Genomic DNA, 17,429 nt, shown 5'->3' with positions numbered 1-17,429 from the left:
GGTTAATATATTAATAATTGAATTTAACATAACTTTAATATCAAGTTGATACTAGTAAGTCCCAAGAACCGCAGAGGTGCTTGAGATGCCAACACAATATGTAGATCAATTTTGGATCGTCGACGCAGCGGTTCCACCCGCGATTGGCTCAAAACTCACGGTTCAAAAGTATACGCTCACCGATCAAGATGATGATGGGGATATTGGCACCAGCGATACAATCAATGGCTCTCAAGTGGCTGTCGCGTATCCGGGTGAGGTTGTCGTCGTAGAGCTCGAAGATGGTTCATCACTAGAAGTTACTGGAACAACATTCTATTTATTCGACGGATCGTCAGTTTTCACCCCAACCGATGGTTCTGTCCTAGAAGACGGCGCATTCATGGGCGCGAAATACGGCTACACAGCCGCGCCCCTAAGCGTCAAAGAACTCGGCCCACCTTGCCTAACCGCCGGAACAAACGTCAGCACACCGCTCGGCCCTGTGCCGGTAGAAACGCTCAAATCTGGCATGTCGGTTATTGGGCAGAAAGACAAAATCCTAAATCTGAGTGTGGTCCTAAACGCCACATATTCTGCCCGTGAAATGGCCAGAAACCCACGGTTGTGCCCGGTAAGGATCGTCGCCGGCGCTTTAGGGAATGGTCTTCCGGAACAGGATTTGATCGTATCTCGACAACATCGCATGTTGGTCAACACACCGATTGTAGAGCGAATGTTTGGGCAAAACGAAGCGTTAATCGCGGCGATCAAGCTCACGGATTTACCAGGCATCTACGTAGACGATACCCTTACAAGTGTGTCCTATTACCATTTGGTCTTTCAGCAACACGAGATCATCTATGCCGAAGGCGCAGCGACCGAGAGCCTCTTCACCGGCCCCGAGGCGATGCGCGCAATTTCAGATGAAGCTCGCGAAGAGCTGTTTACCATTTTCCCAGAACTGCAAATGCAAGACACACATTCAAAATCCGCTTGTTTGATCCCAAAAGACAAAGAGCAAAAGGCACTCGTGTCGCGCATTGCCAATAGCGACAAACCACAGTTTGTTTTGCAGGCCTAAAAATTTTCGCAGTCGTGAACTTTGGTAAAGCGATACATCAGCCCATCCCACAAAAAGCGCGGTGTAACCGAATTTGCGCCTTGAATACGTCAGCAATGCTGTCTATTTATCGCGGCAGGGAGAAGTCACCGGCTGTTTGAAATAACGGCCACTTTCAAATTTTTTCGGACTCTCTGTTATGCCGCGCCCTTCGTTGAAACATGTGATCTCTTTTTATGACCTCCAGGGCCTCTGCTTTGGGATTATTTTAGCCTGCGTCGCGATGCTATTGCTCAAAGGGGCAGGGCTGGTGACCGGGCAAACCTCTGGCTTGGCGTTACTGTTGTCCTATGCTTGGGGTGTCGATTTCGGCCTGTTGTTCTTCGCGATTAGCTTTCCGTTCTTTCTGCTAGGCTGGCTCCAGCGCGGGGTCGTCTTTGCGATGCGCACTTTATTTGCGGTAACCTGTATTTCCGTTTTCACGCCAATCGTGTCACGGCTCATCGTGTTCGAATACATTGATCCCCTTTTGGCCTCTGTCCTTGCAGGGGCCTGTGCGGGCTTTGCCGTGATCGCGATGTTCCGCCATAACGCTTCGGCGGGTGGCATGTCGGTGTTGTCCTTGGTGATCGAGCAAAGGCTCGGCATCAAAACCGGATGGACGCAGCTAACTGTGGACTTCATGATCTTCGCAGGGGCCGCAACGGTGATCTCTACCGAGCAGCTGATCTATTCCTTCATCGGTGCGGCCATCATGAACCTTATGGTCGCTTGGAACTTTCGCATCGAACAAAGCACCCCAACGCCAGAGGCGCTGACCAGCTAAGTCAGCAAAACCTCACGCTTTTCGCGTCACGAAAAACACGGCAAGTAAGATCACCGGCATGGCCGCCCAGACATTCCATTCTGGGCGCTCATGCAACAGCACCACTCCCAGCAAAACACCAATCACCGGCACCGCGTAGTTCACTTGTTGCAACCGTCCCGCCCCAATACGCGGCAGCAGGTAGAAATAAGCCACCGCCGCCAAAGCCGTTGGTCCAACGCCTAGGTAAATCATTGCAATAAAAGAGTTTGTCGACATCGTCGCAAACGTCAGATCGCCGCCCTGCGCCAGCACATAGCCACAGATCACAATCGCCCCCACCAACACAGAGGCCGCCGCCATCTGCATCGGATCACTATGCGGAAACCGCCGCGAAAATAGCGAGGTCGACGCATAACTCAGCGCTGCGATCAACAAGGCCAACTGGGGCACAAGCTGTGCGCCAAGTCCGCTCAAAACATGCGGACCAAACAACAGCAACAAACCGCTAAACCCAATGGCTGCTCCGATAATCTTGAGATACCCCAGTGTTTCATCCGGATGCACCAAAGGCGCCAAAGTAACCGTCGCAATCGGCGCAACCCCCATGATCAACGCGGCCAATCCGCTATCTACGGTCTGCCCCGCGTAGCTGATCAATAAAAACGGCGCGACATTTCCGGTCATTCCGGCCACAAATGCAATAATCCAGCCGCGCCGCCCCATACGCAGATTACGGCCCAACAGATACAGGCCCACAACCAAAATCCCGGCACCAATCACCATGCGACCCGCGACCAACAGAGCAGGGGACAGGGTTTCAACCCCAACACCAATCGCCAAAAATGAACTGCCCCAAAGCAAGGCCAGTAATGCCCAAAGCGACATGTTCAGCATGCCAAGATCCTTAAAAAAGAGGTGCCCCAAAACCGAGGTAACGCAGGTTGGAACCATGCGGCGAATAAATGAATACCCAAAGCTATTACAGCCCTGAAGGTGTGTGTAAATGATAGGATAGGCTCCTGCCAAAACCTTTCAGTAGGTTTTGTGCGTTCTAAACGGGTGAACGCAGCTGCCATTGCAAATCAAATCCCATAACCTTCCAAGTTTATAAGGAAAATCCCTGTCTTTCCCGCAAAAACAGTTGACTTAAATCACCCCAATCCGCAGACCAGTGACCCAATAGCCAAGCCCACGTGGGCCAAGCCAACAAGGGTCACACAATGCGTCTCAATCCGATCGGGCTCCTGCTCACCGCCATTGCCATTCTTCTACCGATCATCTGGCTCCCCGCGCTGAACCACGGCCGAGATACCTTGGCGCTCTTTTCGCAGTACATGGGCATCGCCGCCCTCATCGCGATGGCCATTTCGCAACTCATCGCCACGCGTTTCAAAGTGACAGAGATGATCTTTGGCAGCCTTGACCAAGGCTACGTGCTGCACAAGTGGCTTGGCATTATGGCGATGGTCTTCATCCTTCTGCATGACACCATTGATGCCGAAATGCGCCACCTAGGTGGGCAAAACTGGCTCGAAGAGCTTGCCGAAACTCTGGGCGAACTCAGCCTCTATGGCCTCTTGATCCTCGTCGTCATCACAATCGCGACCTTCATCCCCTATCACCTGTGGCGTTGGACACATCGCTTGATGGGTTTTTTCTTTATGGCAGGGGCCGCGCATTACCTGTTCATTCTAAAACCGTTCAAAAACGGCGATCCACTTGGTCTTTATGTTTCGGCTTTCTGCGCGCTTGGCATCCTTGCGTTCAGCTATCGCTTATTGCCGTCACGCCTGCGCCCCTCGCGCCGTTACGCTGTGCAATCCAGTGAAAAAACCGGCAACGCATTGGCGATCACGCTCAAACCAACCGCCTCTAAACTGCGCTACCGCCCCGGCCAATTCGTATTCGCCAGCTTTGACGGTGCAGAGCCGCACCCATTCACAATTTCCAAAGCGCCAACCGATGACGGCACAATCCGCCTTTCTGTGGCCAAGCTCGGTGATTTCACCACGCGCCTACATCGCAATCTAAATCCCAATGCCTCCGTGCAGATCGAGGGCCCCTTTGGCCACTTCGAGCGCCGCTCCAAAGGCAAAGGTCACCAGGAACTCTGGATCGCAGCCGGTGTCGGCATCACACCCTTCCTCGCTTGGGCGCAGGCCCTGACAGCAACCGATGATCCCATCCATCTGGTCTATTGCGTCAAATCAGAAGACGCCGCAGCCCATATCGACGAACTCACGGCACTTGCCGCAGCTAAATCTAACCTGACGCTGCACATTCATGCTTCTGAATCCAACGGCCGCGCTACGGCAGACAAGCTCTTGCAAATCACCGGCCAAGATCCCGCCAACCTCACCGTCGCCTTCTGCGGCCCCAAAGCCATGCGCAAAACGCTCATCGAAGACTTCCGCAAAAACGGCGTCTCTGCGCGCCGCTTTAAATACGAAGAATTCGAAATCCGCACCGGCGTCGGCTTGCAACACTTGGCAAACCTCCTCTTTGAACGCGTCGCCATTCCCGACAAAATCAAAGCGCGCCTCGATCGCTGATCCAAAACCCGCCCATTCACCTTTGCAAAAATACTCTGGGGTGAATGGGCCGCAGGCCCAGAGGGGCACAGCCCCTCTTTCCAATCAGGCGGGGCAAAGCGCCGTCCACTTCCCAACTGCGTGATCCCCTTGCAATCGCACGATCTTCACCGCATATCCTGAATAACACGTCAGGAGAGACCATGATCCGCGCAGTCCTAACGGCTCTTACCCTCAGCCTTGCCACCCTCGCATCCGCCGAGACGAAAATCCCAACAAGTCAGGCCGAAATCTCACTTGGTTTCGCCCCTTTGGTGAAACAAGCCGCCCCCGCTGTGGTGAACATCTACGCCAAACGCGTGGTGGCCGTGCGCGAAAGTCCCTTTAACGGCGATCCGTTTTTCCAAAACCTCTTCCGCGATTTCGGCACCACCCGGCCAGAGGTTCAGAACTCTCTCGGCTCAGGCGTGATCCTATCTGCCGACGGCATCATCGTGTCGAACTACCACGTCGTCGGCATGGCCACAGACATTCGGGTGGTGCTGAACGACCGCCGCGAATTCACAGCCCAAGTCCTGCTCTCGGATCAGGCCAACGACCTTGCCATCCTACAAATGGATGCGGCCGAAGACATGCCATACCTTCCGCTTCGTGACAGCGATAACGTCGAAGTGGGCGAGCTCACCCTCGCCATCGGCAACCCATTCGGCGTTGGCCAAACTGTCAGCAGCGGCATCGTCTCGGGCCTTGCGCGTTCTGGCGCGGCCGCAGGCACAGGGCAGGGGTATTTCATCCAAACCGACGCACCGATTAACCCGGGCAATTCCGGCGGCGCGCTTGTGGATGTGAACGGCGATCTGATCGGCATCAACACCCGCATCCTCACGCGCTCCGGCGGTAGCAACGGCATCGGCTTTGCGATCCCGGCCAATCTGGTCGCGCAATTCGTGAAGCAAGCCAAAGCAGGCAATGAGCAATTTGAAAAACCATGGGCGGGCGCATCCGGCCAACCCGTGGATGCGGACATCGCCAATAGCATCGGCCTTGATCGCCCAATCGGCGTGTTAATCTCTGATCTTCACCCCGCCAGCCCATTCAAAGCCGCTGGTATTTCCGCAGGCGACGTGATCCTTGCGGTCGATGGTCTGCCAGTCACAGATGGCGCTGAAATGGTCTTTCGCATGTCCGTCGCAGGTCTAGGCACCACCGCCAAAATCTCGGGCATCATTGATGGCGAACCGCGCACTGTCACGGTCGCCCTTGAAGCCGCCCCAGAATCCCCGGCACGCGACACCATCGAAACCACCCGCCGTTCTGCGATCCCCGGCATGGTGCTATCCAACGTCAACCCTGCCATCATCGCCGCCTACAATCTGCCGCTGCATATCAACGGTGTGATCGTCGAAAACCCCGGCGACATCGGCGCCCGCGCTGGCCTGCGCCGTGGCGACATCCTGCGCAGTATCGATGGCACAGAGATCACCGATCCTGCCTCTGTGGAAGCAGCCCTACGCCAAGCAGAACGTCGCTTGGCCATCGAAGTACAACGAGGCTCGCAACGCGTTGTGATGCGGTTTAGACTATAATCCATGACCGACCTTTTCGGAGACCCACCCGCAGCCGAGGCATCAAACGCACCACGTCCCTTAGCGGATCGGCTGCGCCCAAAATCCTTGTCCGAAGTGATCGGCCAAGCTCAAGTCCTTGGCCCTGATGCGCCGCTTGGTGTGATGCTGGAATCTGGCTCCCTAAGCTCTTTGATTTTCTGGGGCCCGCCGGGCGTGGGTAAAACCACCATCGCGCGGCTGCTGGCACAAGAAACCGATCTGCATTTCGTGCAAATCAGCGCGATCTTCACCGGCGTGCCTGAATTGCGCAAAGTCTTCGAAGCCGCCAAAATCCGCCGCCAAAACGGGCAGGGCACCCTGCTGTTCGTGGACGAAATCCACCGCTTTAACAAAGCCCAACAGGACGGGTTCTTGCCGCACATGGAAGACGGCACCATCCTGCTTGTCGGCGCCACCACCGAAAACCCCAGCTTTGAACTAAACGCCGCGGTCATGTCACGCGCACAGGTGCTCGTGCTGGAACGCCTTGGCGACGACGACCTTGAGGCCCTGACCCAACGCGCTGAAGCAGACCTTGGCAAACCTCTGCCCCTAGACGCAGGCGCCCGCGCGGCCTTGCATAATATGGCAGACGGCGATGGGCGGGCGCTTCTCAACCTCATCGAACAAGTGGCCGCTTGGAAAGTCAGCGTCGCGTTAAACAGCGAAGACTTAGGCAAACGCCTGATGAAACGCGCCGCCAAATACGACAAGAATGGCGAAGAGCATTACAACCTGATCTCAGCCCTGCATAAATCCATGCGCGGCTCTGATCCTGACGCGGCGCTCTATTGGTTTGCCCGCATGCTCGAAGGCGGCGAAGACCCCCGCTATCTGGCGCGCCGGATCACGCGAATGGCTGTCGAAGACGTAGGTCTCGCAGACCCACAAGCGCAATCCGTTTGCCTTGAGGCATGGAACACATTCGAACGCCTCGGCTCTCCCGAGGGTGAATTGGCGCTGGCGCAGGCCTTGGTCTATCTTGCGCTCGCCCCGAAATCCAATGGTGTCTACAAAGCCTACAAAGCCGCGCGTGTGTCTGCCCGTAAAACCGGATCACAGATGCCGCCCAAACACATCCTAAATGCGCCGACCTCACTGATGGAAGATCAGGGATACGGCAAAGGCTATGACTATGATCATGACGCCGAGGATGGGTTTTCCGGCCAGAACTACTTCCCCGACGGCATGAAGCGCCCCGCGTTCTATGAGCCGGTAGAACGTGGCTTTGAACGTGATCTGAAGAAACGTGTCGAGTATTTCGCCAAGCTGCGCGAGAAGCGAAACGGATAAGGGGGCTTTGCCCCCCTTGAGCCTGTGGCTCAATTCCCCCCAGAGTATTTTGGGAAAGATGAAGAGGGGGTGTTTCGCTTGACAAAAGATCGGTCAGACGACAGAGACGCGGGATGCTTATCAACCTGATATATGTGGCCCTTGGCGGGGCTGGCGGCGCTATGCTGCGGTATCTCACCGGATTGGGTGTTGGGCGTCTTTTGGGGACAGGATTTCCTTTGGGTGTGATCACGGTGAATATCATCGGGTCATTCGCAATGGGCGTCTTGGCTGTGATGCTGGCCAAACGTGGCCTGATGCAGTTCAGCCCATTGTTAATGACCGGGTTTTTGGGTGGTTTCACCACCTTTTCAGCCTTTTCGCTAGAAGCGGTCACTTTGTTTGAACGCGGCCAGACCAGTGCCGCAATGAGCTATGTTCTGATCTCGGTGATCGGTTCGATCTTGGCATTGATGCTAGGGTTTTGGCTCGCACGAGGAGTATGGGCATGAGTGGTGTTCAGAATATTACGATCGTTGCAGATGATGCAGAGATGCGGCTTGACCGTTGGCTGAAAGCCAAGTTCCCGCAGATCAACCAGATCCGCATTGAAAAGATGTGCCGTAAGGGCGAGCTGCGCATTGACGGGGGCCGTGTGAAACCTGCGACCCGTTTGGAAGAAGGTCAGAATCTGCGCATTCCCCCGATCCCGGATTATTTTGAGCGCAAGCCGCACACCGAAACCCGGATTTCTGCAGCCGATGAAAAGCTGATCAAATCCTGCGTTTTGTATCGCGATGATCATCTGATCGTTTTGAACAAGCCAGCGGGCCTGCCCACGCAGGGCGGCAGCGGCCAGTCACGCCACGTGGATGGTCTGTCTGAAGCGCTGAAATTTGACATGGACGAAAAGCCGCGTCTGGTGCACCGTTTGGATAAAGACACATCTGGTGTTCTGGTTCTGGCCCGTACCCGCAAGATGGCAAGCGACCTAACAGCTGCGTTCCGTCACCACGCGACGCGCAAGATTTACTGGGCGGTTGTGGCCGGCGTGCCAACGCCGTATTTGGGTGAGATCAAATATGGTCTGGTCAAGGCGGGCGGCCATGGCAAAAACGGCGAGGGCGAAAAGATGGTTGCCCTGCATCCGCGCGAGGTTTCCAATACGCCAGGCGCGAAGCGGGCCATCACTCAATATGCAACGCTCTACCGCGTTGGCAGCCGCGCCTCTTGGGTCGCGATGGAACCCATCACCGGCCGGACGCACCAGCTGCGTGTGCATATGGCTGAAATCGGTCATCCCATTGCCGGTGACGGCAAATATGGCGGCTCTGGTCAGGAAAACCTTGGCGATGGATGGGGTGCCCAATTGGGTGGCATTATCAGCAAAAAGCTGCATCTGCATGCGCGCACCATCAGTTTTGAACATCCTGCCACACGTCAGGTCATGACCTTTCATGCGCCTCTGCCAGAGCATATGGGCAATACGTTTGATAACTTGGGTTGGGCGCCGGACATGGCCGCAGAAGACCCCTTTGAGGAACTGCATTGACCGACCTCCGCCTTGTTATCTTTGACGTTGATGGAACCCTTATCGACAGCCAAGCGCATATCCTAGCGGCCATGCAATTGGCTTTTGGTGGGCAGGGGTTAACCATGCCACCGCGTGAGCAGGTGCTAGGGCAGGTTGGGCTATCGCTTGAGGTGATCTTTCCCAATCTTGTACCGGATGGCAGTGCCGAACTGCACGCGGCATTGGTTCAGGGCTACAAAGATGCTTTTATGCATAACCGTATCAAGGCAGGCCCAACAGGCGGCGTACAGTTTTATCCCGGCGCCCTGGATGTTGTGAACACGCTTCATGCCCAGCCCGAGACCTTGCTTGGCATTGCCACCGGTAAATCCAAACGTGGGTTGGATAAAATGCTGGAGAGCCACGGATTATCAAATCTGTTTGTCACCCAACAGGTTGCTGATTTTCACCCCTCCAAACCGCATCCCGCCATGCTGCACCAAGCATTGGCAGATACCGGCGTAGCGCGGGAAAATGCGGTGATGATTGGTGACACCTCATATGACATGGAGATGGCCAAAGCCGCCGGTCTGTTTGCGATTGGCGTCACTTGGGGCTATCACCGCGCCGAACAATTGACCGCCGCAGATGTGGTCATCTCTCACTTTCATGAATTGCACGCTGTGCTGGATACGTTTTGGGGCTAATCAATGTCAGGCTGGAACACCAATAAACGCTTTTGGGAAAACGCAAGCTATCAGGCGACAGAGGGTGGCTTAGCCATCACCTTGGATGGTCGCACGCTGAAAACCCCTGCTAAAACACCGGTTGTTGTACCAACCCAAGCGCTGGCAGAGGCGATTGCCCAAGAATGGCAAGCACAGGGTGAACAAGTTGACCCGATGACCATGCCGGTCACCCGCACGGCGAACTCAGCCCTTGATAAAGTGGCTCTGCAAAAAGCCGAGGTCGCCGACATGCTGGCCGATTATGGTGGCACGGACCTTCTAAGCTATCGCGCGACAGAGCCTGTTGAATTGATCGAGCGTCAGGCCAAAACTTGGGACCCAATTCTAGAGTGGGCCGCTACCGAATTAGGCGCCCGTCTGACGGCCACGCAGGGGGTTATGTTTCACGCTCAGGACGAGGCCGCTTTACAAGCGCTCAAAACCCGTGTTCACGCGCTCTCGAATTTCGAATTGGCAGCCTTTCACGACCTCGTAAGCCTCTCAGGATCACTTGTCCTAGGATTCGCAGCGATTCTAGAATATTCTCCTATTGAAACCCTTTGGGAGTATTCTAGGGTCGATGAACTCTGGCAAGAAGAGCTTTGGGGCTTTGATGAAGAAGCACACGCATTAGCAGAAACAAAGCGCGCAGCCTTTATTCACGCAGCAAGATTCTATAAATTGTGTAATAAATAAAGGGTGTTGCCTGAATTTAGCGCAATATTGGTGTCTAACTTTCAATTGATCAAAAATGGTGATCCAGCACTTGACCTTTCCTGATGATTCCGCCCAAACTGAGGCTCGCTAAGGGGGCGAGACCCTATAAGGCGATAATAACTGACCCGAATGGGTTGGGGAAATCCGCGCAAAAATGTGCGGTAAATCAGGAAGAGGTAAAAATGAATAAATCCGTAATTCTAAGCGCCGCGGCAGTTGCTTGCTTGTCGGCTGTTGGCGCTTCTGCTGGCACACTGGACGATGTTAAAGCACGCGGCAAACTAAGCTGTGGTGTTGCATCTGGTCTTGTGGGCTTTGCTACTCCGGATGCAAACGGCGAATGGGGCGGCTTTGACGTCTCCGTATGTCGTGCTGTTGCAGCCGCAGTTTTGGGTGACCCGAAAGCTGTAGATTTCGTTCCAACAACTGGTAAGACACGCTTCACTGCGTTGGCTTCCGGTGAAATCGACATGTTGGCACGTAACACCACATGGACATTCTCCCGTGACGTTGACCTGAAGTTCACCTTCGTTGGTGTGAACTATTATGACGGCCAAGGCTTCATGGTTCCAAAAGAACTGGGCGTGTCCTCTGCGAAAGAACTCGATGGCGCAACTGTATGTATCCAAACTGGTACAACAACAGAGCTGAACTTGGCGGACTTCTTCCGCACAAACGGCATCTCTTATGAGCCAGTGCCAATCGAAACAAACGCAGAAGCACAGCAGCAGTATCTAGCTGGTGCATGCGACGTTTACACAACTGACGCATCCGGCTTGGCTGCGACACGTGCGGCGTTCGAAAACCCAGGCGATCACACTCTATTGCCAGAAATCATCTCCAAAGAGCCACTCGGCCCATTGGTACGTCACGGCGACAACGAGTGGGGCGACATCGTTCGTTGGTCTCTGAATGCTCTGATCACAGCTGAAGAGCTGGGTGTTACTTCTGCAAACATCGCAGAGATGGGCGCAGGTACAGAGAACCCAGAAATCAACCGTCTGTTGGGTACCGAAGGTAACCTGGGCGAGATGCTGGGTCTGTCCGCTGACTGGGCGAAAAACGCTATCATGGCGGGTGGTAACTACGGCGAAGTGTTCGAAAAGAACATCGGCGAGAACACTCCAATCGGTCTGGCGCGTGGTTTGAACGCTCAGTGGACCGATGGTGGTCTGATCTACTCTCCACCTTTCCGCTAAGAACTTAAGTGCCTGGGGCGCGAGAGAAATCTCGCGCCCCTCGCATATTATTCGCGACGAATAAACGATCGGCCTGCATGCTTTAGACGTGCAAAATAAATGGGCCGAAACACGGGGAACATCCTTAATGACAACTCTCACCGACCCTCCGAAGGAGTCGTTTCGGCTATCTATGCTGATTTACGACACCCGGTATCGTTCGGCGACAATCCAAGTTATAGCACTTCTGTTTTTCATGCTCGCGGCAGCGTGGCTGGTCAACAATACGATCAATAACTTGAACTCGCTGGGCAAAGAAATCACCTTTGGTTTCTTTTCCGAACCCGCTGGATATGACATCAACCAGCGCCTCCTTGATTATCAAAACCGCGATTCTCACCTCCGGGCTGCATTCATTGGCCTGTTGAATACGTTGGTTGTCGCAGTCTTGGGCTGTATCACAGCCACAGTTCTGGGTGTGTTTATCGGTGTTCTGCGTCTTTCCAAGAACTGGATTGTTGCGCGCATCATGACCGTTTACGTGGAAATGTTCCGTAACGTGCCGGTTTTGCTGTGGATCATCGTGGCTATGGCCATCTTGACCGAAGCACTTCCAAGCCCACGTGACTTCCGCGGTGAAAACCCCGAAGCGTCTATGGCGGTGTTTGATACAGTCGCCGTCACCAACCGCGGCGTGTATATCCCCGAAGCGCTCTTCTCGCGTTCTCTTGGCGATATTCATGTTTTGGGTGACAGCTCCCTGCGTTTTGACATCTCTCTCGATTTCATGGCCATCATGGCTGTGCTGATCGCGGGCTTGTTCTTTAGCCGCAAAATCAAACAGAGCGCTGACAAAATCCAAGAGGCAACCGGTATTCGGCCCTCAACCATTTGGAAACGTCTCGGAGTCGTCTTCATCCCGCTGATCGCTGTGTTAGTCGCACTCGGCTTCCACCTTGGTTACCCTGAACTCAAGGGTTTCAACTTCCAAGGCGGCACACACATGCGGAACTCATTGCTCGCATTGTGGTTGGCTTTGTCCCTCTACACTGCAGCCTTTATCGCAGAAATCGTGCGCGGTGGTATTCTTGCTATCAGCCATGGTCAAACCGAAGCCGCTGGCGCTTTGGGTCTGCGCTCTGGCCGCATCATGAGCCTTGTTGTTCTACCTCAGGCACTTCGTGTCATCATCCCGCCAATGATTTCCAACTATCTGAACCTCACCAAAAACTCGTCTCTGGCGATTGCGGTTGGATACATGGACATCACCGGCACAATGGGTGGTATCACCATGAACCAAACCGGCCGAGAGCTGGAATGTGTTGTGCTTCTAATGGCCGTGTATCTTGTCATCAGCCTGTCAATCTCCGGCGCGATGAACGTGTACAACAGCCGCGTTAAATTGGTGGAGCGGTAATATGAGCGATACATCTTTCGTCCGCACAGAAATGCTTGAAGAAAAAGCACCACCAGCATCGACCGTCGGTCTTGTTGGCTGGGCACGCGAGAACCTGTTCTCTAGCGTTCTAAACAGCGTCGTGACACTCTTGTCCTTTGCCTTCATTGCATATGTTCTTGTGGGTCTTCTGCCTTGGATGTTCCAGTCTTCCTGGACATCAAAGTCCCTGACAGAATGCCGTGAACTGTTCAACGCCACTTACGGTACCTCGCATGGCCACGCCTGCTGGGGTGTTGTGAATGATCGTTGGCTACAGCTTCTGTATGGCTTCTATCCTGATCACCTGTACTGGCGCGTGAACCTCACGCTGGTCCTCACCTTTGCGGCCTTGGCACCCATTCTGTTTTCAGAAAAAACACCAAAGCAGTTCCTCTACCTGACAATGGCATACCCATTCTTGATGCCATGGCTTCTATGGGGCGGCACCATCTGGGCGCCTGTGGTTGCTGCACTTGGTTTCGTTGTGGGTTACTTTGTTTTCGTAACTGTTTCCAAAGTCCAAAGCGGCTTGGTCACAATGATCGCAACTGTCATTGCAGTCTTGGTCTGGTGGTTGGTTCTGGCTGGCCCAGTGGCTGATACACTCAGCGGCATCCTAAGCCTGTCCATTGAATCCGTTGAATCGCGTAAGTTCGGTGGCTTCATGTTGGCCTTGCTCTTGGGTGTTGTTGCAATTGGTGTGTCATTGCCAATCGGCATTTTGCTTGCCCTTGGTCGTCTGTCTGACCTCTTGATCGTCAAAGCGATCTGCGTTGGCTTTATCGAATTCATACGCGGCGTGCCGCTGATCACCCTGTTGTTTGTGGCGTCGCTTCTGCTGAACGTCTTCATGCCACCGGGTACGAACTTCGACATCATCCTACGTGTTATGATCATGATGACGCTCTTCTCTGCGGCCTATATGGCAGAGACAATCCGAGGCGGCCTCGCAGCCCTTCCAAAGGGTCAGTACGAAGGTGCAGATTCCTTGGGTCTGAACTACTGGCAGGCACAACGCCTCATCATCATGCCGCAAGCATTGAAAATATCTATCCCAGGTATTGTCAGTAACTTTATCGGTATCTTCAAAGATACGACCCTCGTGTCTATCATTGGACTTCTGGATGTGATTGGCTTGTCTCAAGCAATTCGTGCCGACACCGCTTGGAATGGTATCTATTGGGAACTCTTCGCGTTCATCGCGCTGCTGTTCTTCGTCGTATGCTTTTCCATGTCCCGCTATTCCATGTATCTGGAGCGCAAGCTTCAGACTGGTCACAAACGATAGGAGATCATTAAAATGTCTGATCTTGCAACTGACCGTAACGTCGACCGTTCGAAGCTTCAGGTAAGCGATAAAACGGCGATTCAAATCACCAATATGAACAAGTGGTACGGCTCGTTCCACGTGTTGAAAGACATCAACCTGACCGTAAACGAAGGCGAGCGTATCGTCGTCGCGGGCCCATCCGGCTCCGGTAAGTCCACAATGATCCGCTGTATCAACCGTTTGGAAGAGCACCAGCAGGGCCAAATCATCGTGGACGGCACAGAGTTGACCTCTGACCTCAAGAACATCGACAAGGTGCGCTCTGAGGTTGGTATGTGCTTCCAGCACTTCAACCTGTTCCCACATCTGACCATTCTGGAAAACTGCACGTTGGCTCCAATCTGGGTTCGTAAGACACCCAAGAAAGAAGCCATCGAAACAGCGATGCACTTCCTTGAAAAGGTTAAGATCCCGGATCAAGCCCACAAGTACCCGGGCCAATTGTCCGGTGGTCAGCAGCAGCGTGTGGCAATCGCCCGCTCGCTCTGCATGAAGCCACGCATCATGTTGTTTGATGAACCTACATCCGCTCTGGACCCAGAGATGATCAAAGAGGTTCTAGACACCATGATCGAGCTTGCCGAAGAAGGCATGACAATGATCTGTGTGACGCACGAGATGGGCTTTGCCCGTCAGGTTGCGAACCGCGTGATCTTCATGGACCAAGGCCAGATCGTTGAACAGAACGAACCAGAAGAGTTCTTCAACAATCCAAAGAGCGAGCGGACCAAACTGTTCCTCAGCCAGATCCTCGGCCACTAAAGTAAATTGCGGTTTAACCGCAAATTACTCTTCTAAGCCCAAGATCACAGAAATTCAGAAAGCCCCGCCATTGTGCGGGGCTTTTTGCCATTTTGGGAACGGATGCAAATTCGATGTATTTTTGTGGGGCAAACTAGGGCCGTGGCCCGTGCAGAAAGGCAGCTAATCTCGAATCGTACGTTTCAGCGCGCCAAACGCACGAATTTCACATTTACAGAGAATAAAACACGCGCGCGTTGCCCTAGGGCAGTTCTTTGGGAATGACAAAATCAACCGCATTTCCGACCCCGAATGACACCTCGCTCCAATTGTCGATGTCAAAGGTCATTACAGTGGTCGCGCAGGTCGGGTAATCATAGAACCTTGGGTGCTCAGGGGCCTTATTTATAAGGCGATGCGCGAAATCTGCGATGCCGGGGTTATGCCCAATCATAACGGCACAATTGCCCTCGGCCCCCTTGAGGGCCTGCAGCATGTCCTCGGCTGGTGCTAGATACAGTTCACGCAGGAATTTTGCTTTAATATCAAAGCCTAACAGGGCGCATGTCTCTTGAGTACGCGCCGCAGAGCTACAAAGAATCGCATCCGGCTGTAGACCCTGATCGCGTATCCACTGCCCAATCTTCGGGGCTACTTCCCGTCCACGCGCATTTAAAACTCGATCATGATCGTGTCCCGGACTGTCCCAACTTGATTTTGCATGCCGTGTAAGAATGAGCGTTTTCACGAGTTAACCCTTTGACTTAGTTGTTCTTTTTGAACGGAAGTAACAGGCTCCACCCCAATTTCGCGGGCGATTCATCCTGCCATCTTAGACCTGTCAGCATCTCGTCATGCCCCGCTTCGGGCTGCGCGATATAGGTTTTAAACATCCGATCCCAAATCGATAGAGAGAATCCATAGTTGCTGTCATGCTCATGTCTATGCACAGAATGATGAACGCGGTGCATGTCAGGCGTCACCAAAATCAGCCGAACCCAACGGTCCAAAGACAGCGGCAACCGTATATTCGCGTGGTTAAACATCGCCGTGCTGTTCAGGATAATTTCAAACAGAATGATCGCCAATACACTTGGCCCCAACGCGTAAACTAGCCCTATTTTCAATAACATAGACAGCGCGATCTCTATCGGATGGAACCGAATAGCGGTCGTCACATCCATGTCCCGATCCGCGTGATGCACCCGGTGTAGCCGCCAAAGGATCGGCACTTTGTGTGTCACCAAATGCTGAAACCAAATCGCGAAATCCAAAATCAATATCGCAATCACCACCTCAAACCACGCAGGAAGCGCAAAGTGTTGCAACAGACCCCAACCCTGCGTCTGCGCATCAAAAGCCGCCCCAGCCGCCAACGCAGGCAACGCAAAAGCCATCAAACGAAGCGTCAAAGTATTGAGAATTGAAACAGACCAGTTGGTAACCCACCGCTTGCGCCGCGGGATCGCCCGTACGCGCCGCGGTAATAGGGTTTCCACACCAGCTAAGGCTATGAAAAGTACAAAGAAAATGGATAATCGGATAAGGGCTTCATGTTCCATGAATTCAGACTAAGGCCATGCAGCGCCAAGTCAATTCGTCATGGATCACAACAGAGTTAGCCGTCGCCTCGGATCAAAGAACCGGCACCATGTTCGGTGAAAAGCTCGAGCAAACACGCGTTCGGCGCGCGCCCATCCAAGATAACCACAGCCCGAACACCACCTTCAATCGCGTTCAACGCAGTTTCGGTTTTCGGGATCATCCCACCCGCGATCACTCCGCTTTCCGTCATTTCCCGGATCTGCGCGGCCTTTAGCTCTGTCATCACATTGCCATCCGCACCTTTAACGCCCGGCACGTCCGTCAACAGCAACAAACGATCTGCATTCAATGATGCCGCAATCGCGCCCGCAGCCGTATCCCCATTGATATTAAACGTTTCTCCGTCCTGACCAGCACCCAAAGGCGCGATCACAGGGATGGTGTTTTTGGCAAAAAGATCGTGCAGAACTTCGGGGTTCATCTCGGAAGGTGTACCAACAAAGCCCAAATCTGGGTTGGTTTGTTCGCAAGTGATCAAGTTGGCGTCTTTGCCAGACAGACCAACAGCCTTGCCGCCCTGACGGTTGATCGCCTGAACGATCCGTTTGTTCACGGTGCCGGACAGAACCATCTCTACAACTTCAACAGTTGCAGCATCGGTCACACGCTTCCCGTTCACAAATTCGGATTTAATTTCAAGACGTTCCAACATCGTATTGATCATCGGCCCGCCGCCATGCACCACAACAGGGTGAATACCAACCATCTGCATCAGCACAACATCACGCGCGAATTCGTCCATCGCCTCGTCGCTGCTCATGGCGTGACCGCCCAGCTTTACGACAACAATCGCACCTGTATAGCGCTGCAAATAGGGCAGGGCTTGTGACAAGGTACGGGCGGTGGCGATCCAATCGCGATTCATGTTTTGCTTCTTCATGTGCTGTTCCCCTTGGCCGAAAGTCTTAGCCGTTTGGGT

General features: G+C 53.7%; 17 protein-coding genes. 13 read left to right on the top strand and 4 right to left on the bottom strand.

The window, feature by feature from the left end; genetic code table 11:
- Positions 1-85 precede the first annotated feature (85 nt).
- Complete coding sequence (locus Q4544_RS12460) at positions 86-1,063, top strand: Hint domain-containing protein (RefSeq protein ID WP_303506751.1); 978 nt, start codon at positions 86-88, stop codon at positions 1,061-1,063.
- A gap of 178 nt (positions 1,064-1,241) precedes the next feature.
- Positions 1,242-1,868 (top strand): YitT family protein, encoded by a 627-nt coding sequence (locus Q4544_RS12455; protein WP_303506750.1) that lies wholly within the window; start codon positions 1,242-1,244, stop codon positions 1,866-1,868.
- 12 nt (positions 1,869-1,880) lie between these two features.
- Here Q4544_RS12455 and Q4544_RS12450 read toward each other — a convergent pair whose 3' ends face one another.
- The gene (locus Q4544_RS12450; RefSeq protein ID WP_303506749.1) at positions 1,881-2,744 is read right to left on the bottom strand and encodes a DMT family transporter; all 864 of its coding nucleotides are present in this window, start codon (positions 2,742-2,744) and stop codon (positions 1,881-1,883) included.
- Positions 2,745-3,070: 326 nt separating this feature from the next.
- Between Q4544_RS12450 and Q4544_RS12445 the strand changes: the two genes are divergently transcribed.
- The 11 genes from Q4544_RS12445 (at position 3,071) to Q4544_RS12395 (ending at position 14,926) form a co-directional block, all read left to right on the top strand.
- The gene (locus tag Q4544_RS12445; protein ID WP_303506748.1) at positions 3,071-4,402 is read left to right on the top strand and encodes a ferric reductase-like transmembrane domain-containing protein; all 1,332 of its coding nucleotides are present in this window, start codon (positions 3,071-3,073) and stop codon (positions 4,400-4,402) included.
- 182 nt (positions 4,403-4,584) lie between these two features.
- A complete protein-coding gene (locus tag Q4544_RS12440) occupies positions 4,585-5,967 on the top strand; it encodes a trypsin-like peptidase domain-containing protein (RefSeq protein WP_303506747.1) in 1,383 nt (460 codons plus the stop codon).
- A 3-nt stretch (positions 5,968-5,970) separates the two neighbouring features.
- On the top strand, positions 5,971-7,281 hold the full coding sequence (locus Q4544_RS12435) for a replication-associated recombination protein A (protein ID WP_303506746.1): 1,311 nt from the start codon (positions 5,971-5,973) through the stop codon (positions 7,279-7,281).
- Positions 7,282-7,394: 113 nt separating this feature from the next.
- On the top strand, positions 7,395-7,772 hold the full coding sequence (gene crcB, locus Q4544_RS12430; RefSeq protein WP_303506745.1) for a fluoride efflux transporter CrcB: 378 nt from the start codon (positions 7,395-7,397) through the stop codon (positions 7,770-7,772).
- A complete protein-coding gene (locus tag Q4544_RS12425) occupies positions 7,769-8,812 on the top strand; it encodes an RluA family pseudouridine synthase (RefSeq protein WP_303506744.1) in 1,044 nt (347 codons plus the stop codon). Before crcB ends, Q4544_RS12425 begins: the two co-directional genes overlap by 4 nt.
- On the top strand, positions 8,809-9,480 hold the full coding sequence (locus Q4544_RS12420; protein ID WP_303506743.1) for an HAD-IA family hydrolase: 672 nt from the start codon (positions 8,809-8,811) through the stop codon (positions 9,478-9,480). The genes Q4544_RS12425 and Q4544_RS12420 overlap by 4 nt, the downstream gene beginning before the upstream one ends.
- A gap of 3 nt (positions 9,481-9,483) precedes the next feature.
- Positions 9,484-10,197 (top strand): ATP12 family chaperone protein, encoded by a 714-nt coding sequence (locus Q4544_RS12415; RefSeq protein WP_303506742.1) that lies wholly within the window; start codon positions 9,484-9,486, stop codon positions 10,195-10,197.
- A 203-nt stretch (positions 10,198-10,400) separates the two neighbouring features.
- Complete coding sequence (locus Q4544_RS12410) at positions 10,401-11,417, top strand: amino acid ABC transporter substrate-binding protein (protein ID WP_303506741.1); 1,017 nt, start codon at positions 10,401-10,403, stop codon at positions 11,415-11,417.
- Positions 11,418-11,544: 127 nt separating this feature from the next.
- Complete coding sequence (locus Q4544_RS12405; RefSeq protein WP_303506740.1) at positions 11,545-12,813, top strand: amino acid ABC transporter permease; 1,269 nt, start codon at positions 11,545-11,547, stop codon at positions 12,811-12,813.
- A gap of 1 nt (position 12,814) precedes the next feature.
- Positions 12,815-14,122: an amino acid ABC transporter permease gene (locus Q4544_RS12400; protein WP_303506739.1), complete on the top strand. Its 1,308-nt coding sequence runs from the start codon at positions 12,815-12,817 to the stop codon at positions 14,120-14,122.
- 12 nt (positions 14,123-14,134) lie between these two features.
- The gene (locus tag Q4544_RS12395; RefSeq protein ID WP_303506738.1) at positions 14,135-14,926 is read left to right on the top strand and encodes an amino acid ABC transporter ATP-binding protein; all 792 of its coding nucleotides are present in this window, start codon (positions 14,135-14,137) and stop codon (positions 14,924-14,926) included.
- A 241-nt stretch (positions 14,927-15,167) separates the two neighbouring features.
- On the opposite strand, the gene Q4544_RS12390 is transcribed toward Q4544_RS12395, so the two are convergent.
- The 3 genes from Q4544_RS12390 to argB are packed head-to-tail and all read right to left on the bottom strand — an operon-like array spanning position 15,168 to position 17,390.
- Complete coding sequence (locus Q4544_RS12390; protein ID WP_303506737.1) at positions 15,168-15,653, bottom strand: histidine phosphatase family protein; 486 nt, start codon at positions 15,651-15,653, stop codon at positions 15,168-15,170.
- 16 nt (positions 15,654-15,669) lie between these two features.
- Entirely contained in the window at positions 15,670-16,467 is a 798-nt protein-coding gene (locus tag Q4544_RS12385) for a sterol desaturase family protein (RefSeq protein ID WP_303506736.1), read from the bottom strand.
- 56 nt (positions 16,468-16,523) lie between these two features.
- The gene (gene argB, locus Q4544_RS12380) at positions 16,524-17,390 is read right to left on the bottom strand and encodes an acetylglutamate kinase (protein WP_303506735.1); all 867 of its coding nucleotides are present in this window, start codon (positions 17,388-17,390) and stop codon (positions 16,524-16,526) included.
- Positions 17,391-17,429: the final 39 nt, after the last annotated feature.

Origin of the sequence: Cognatishimia sp. 1_MG-2023, assembly GCF_030548175.1 — a bacterium.
Taxonomy (GTDB): Bacteria; Pseudomonadota; Alphaproteobacteria; order Rhodobacterales; family Rhodobacteraceae; genus Cognatishimia.
Note: the sequence above shows the minus strand (reverse complement) of the source record. Positions and strands in the feature narration are given on the sequence as shown.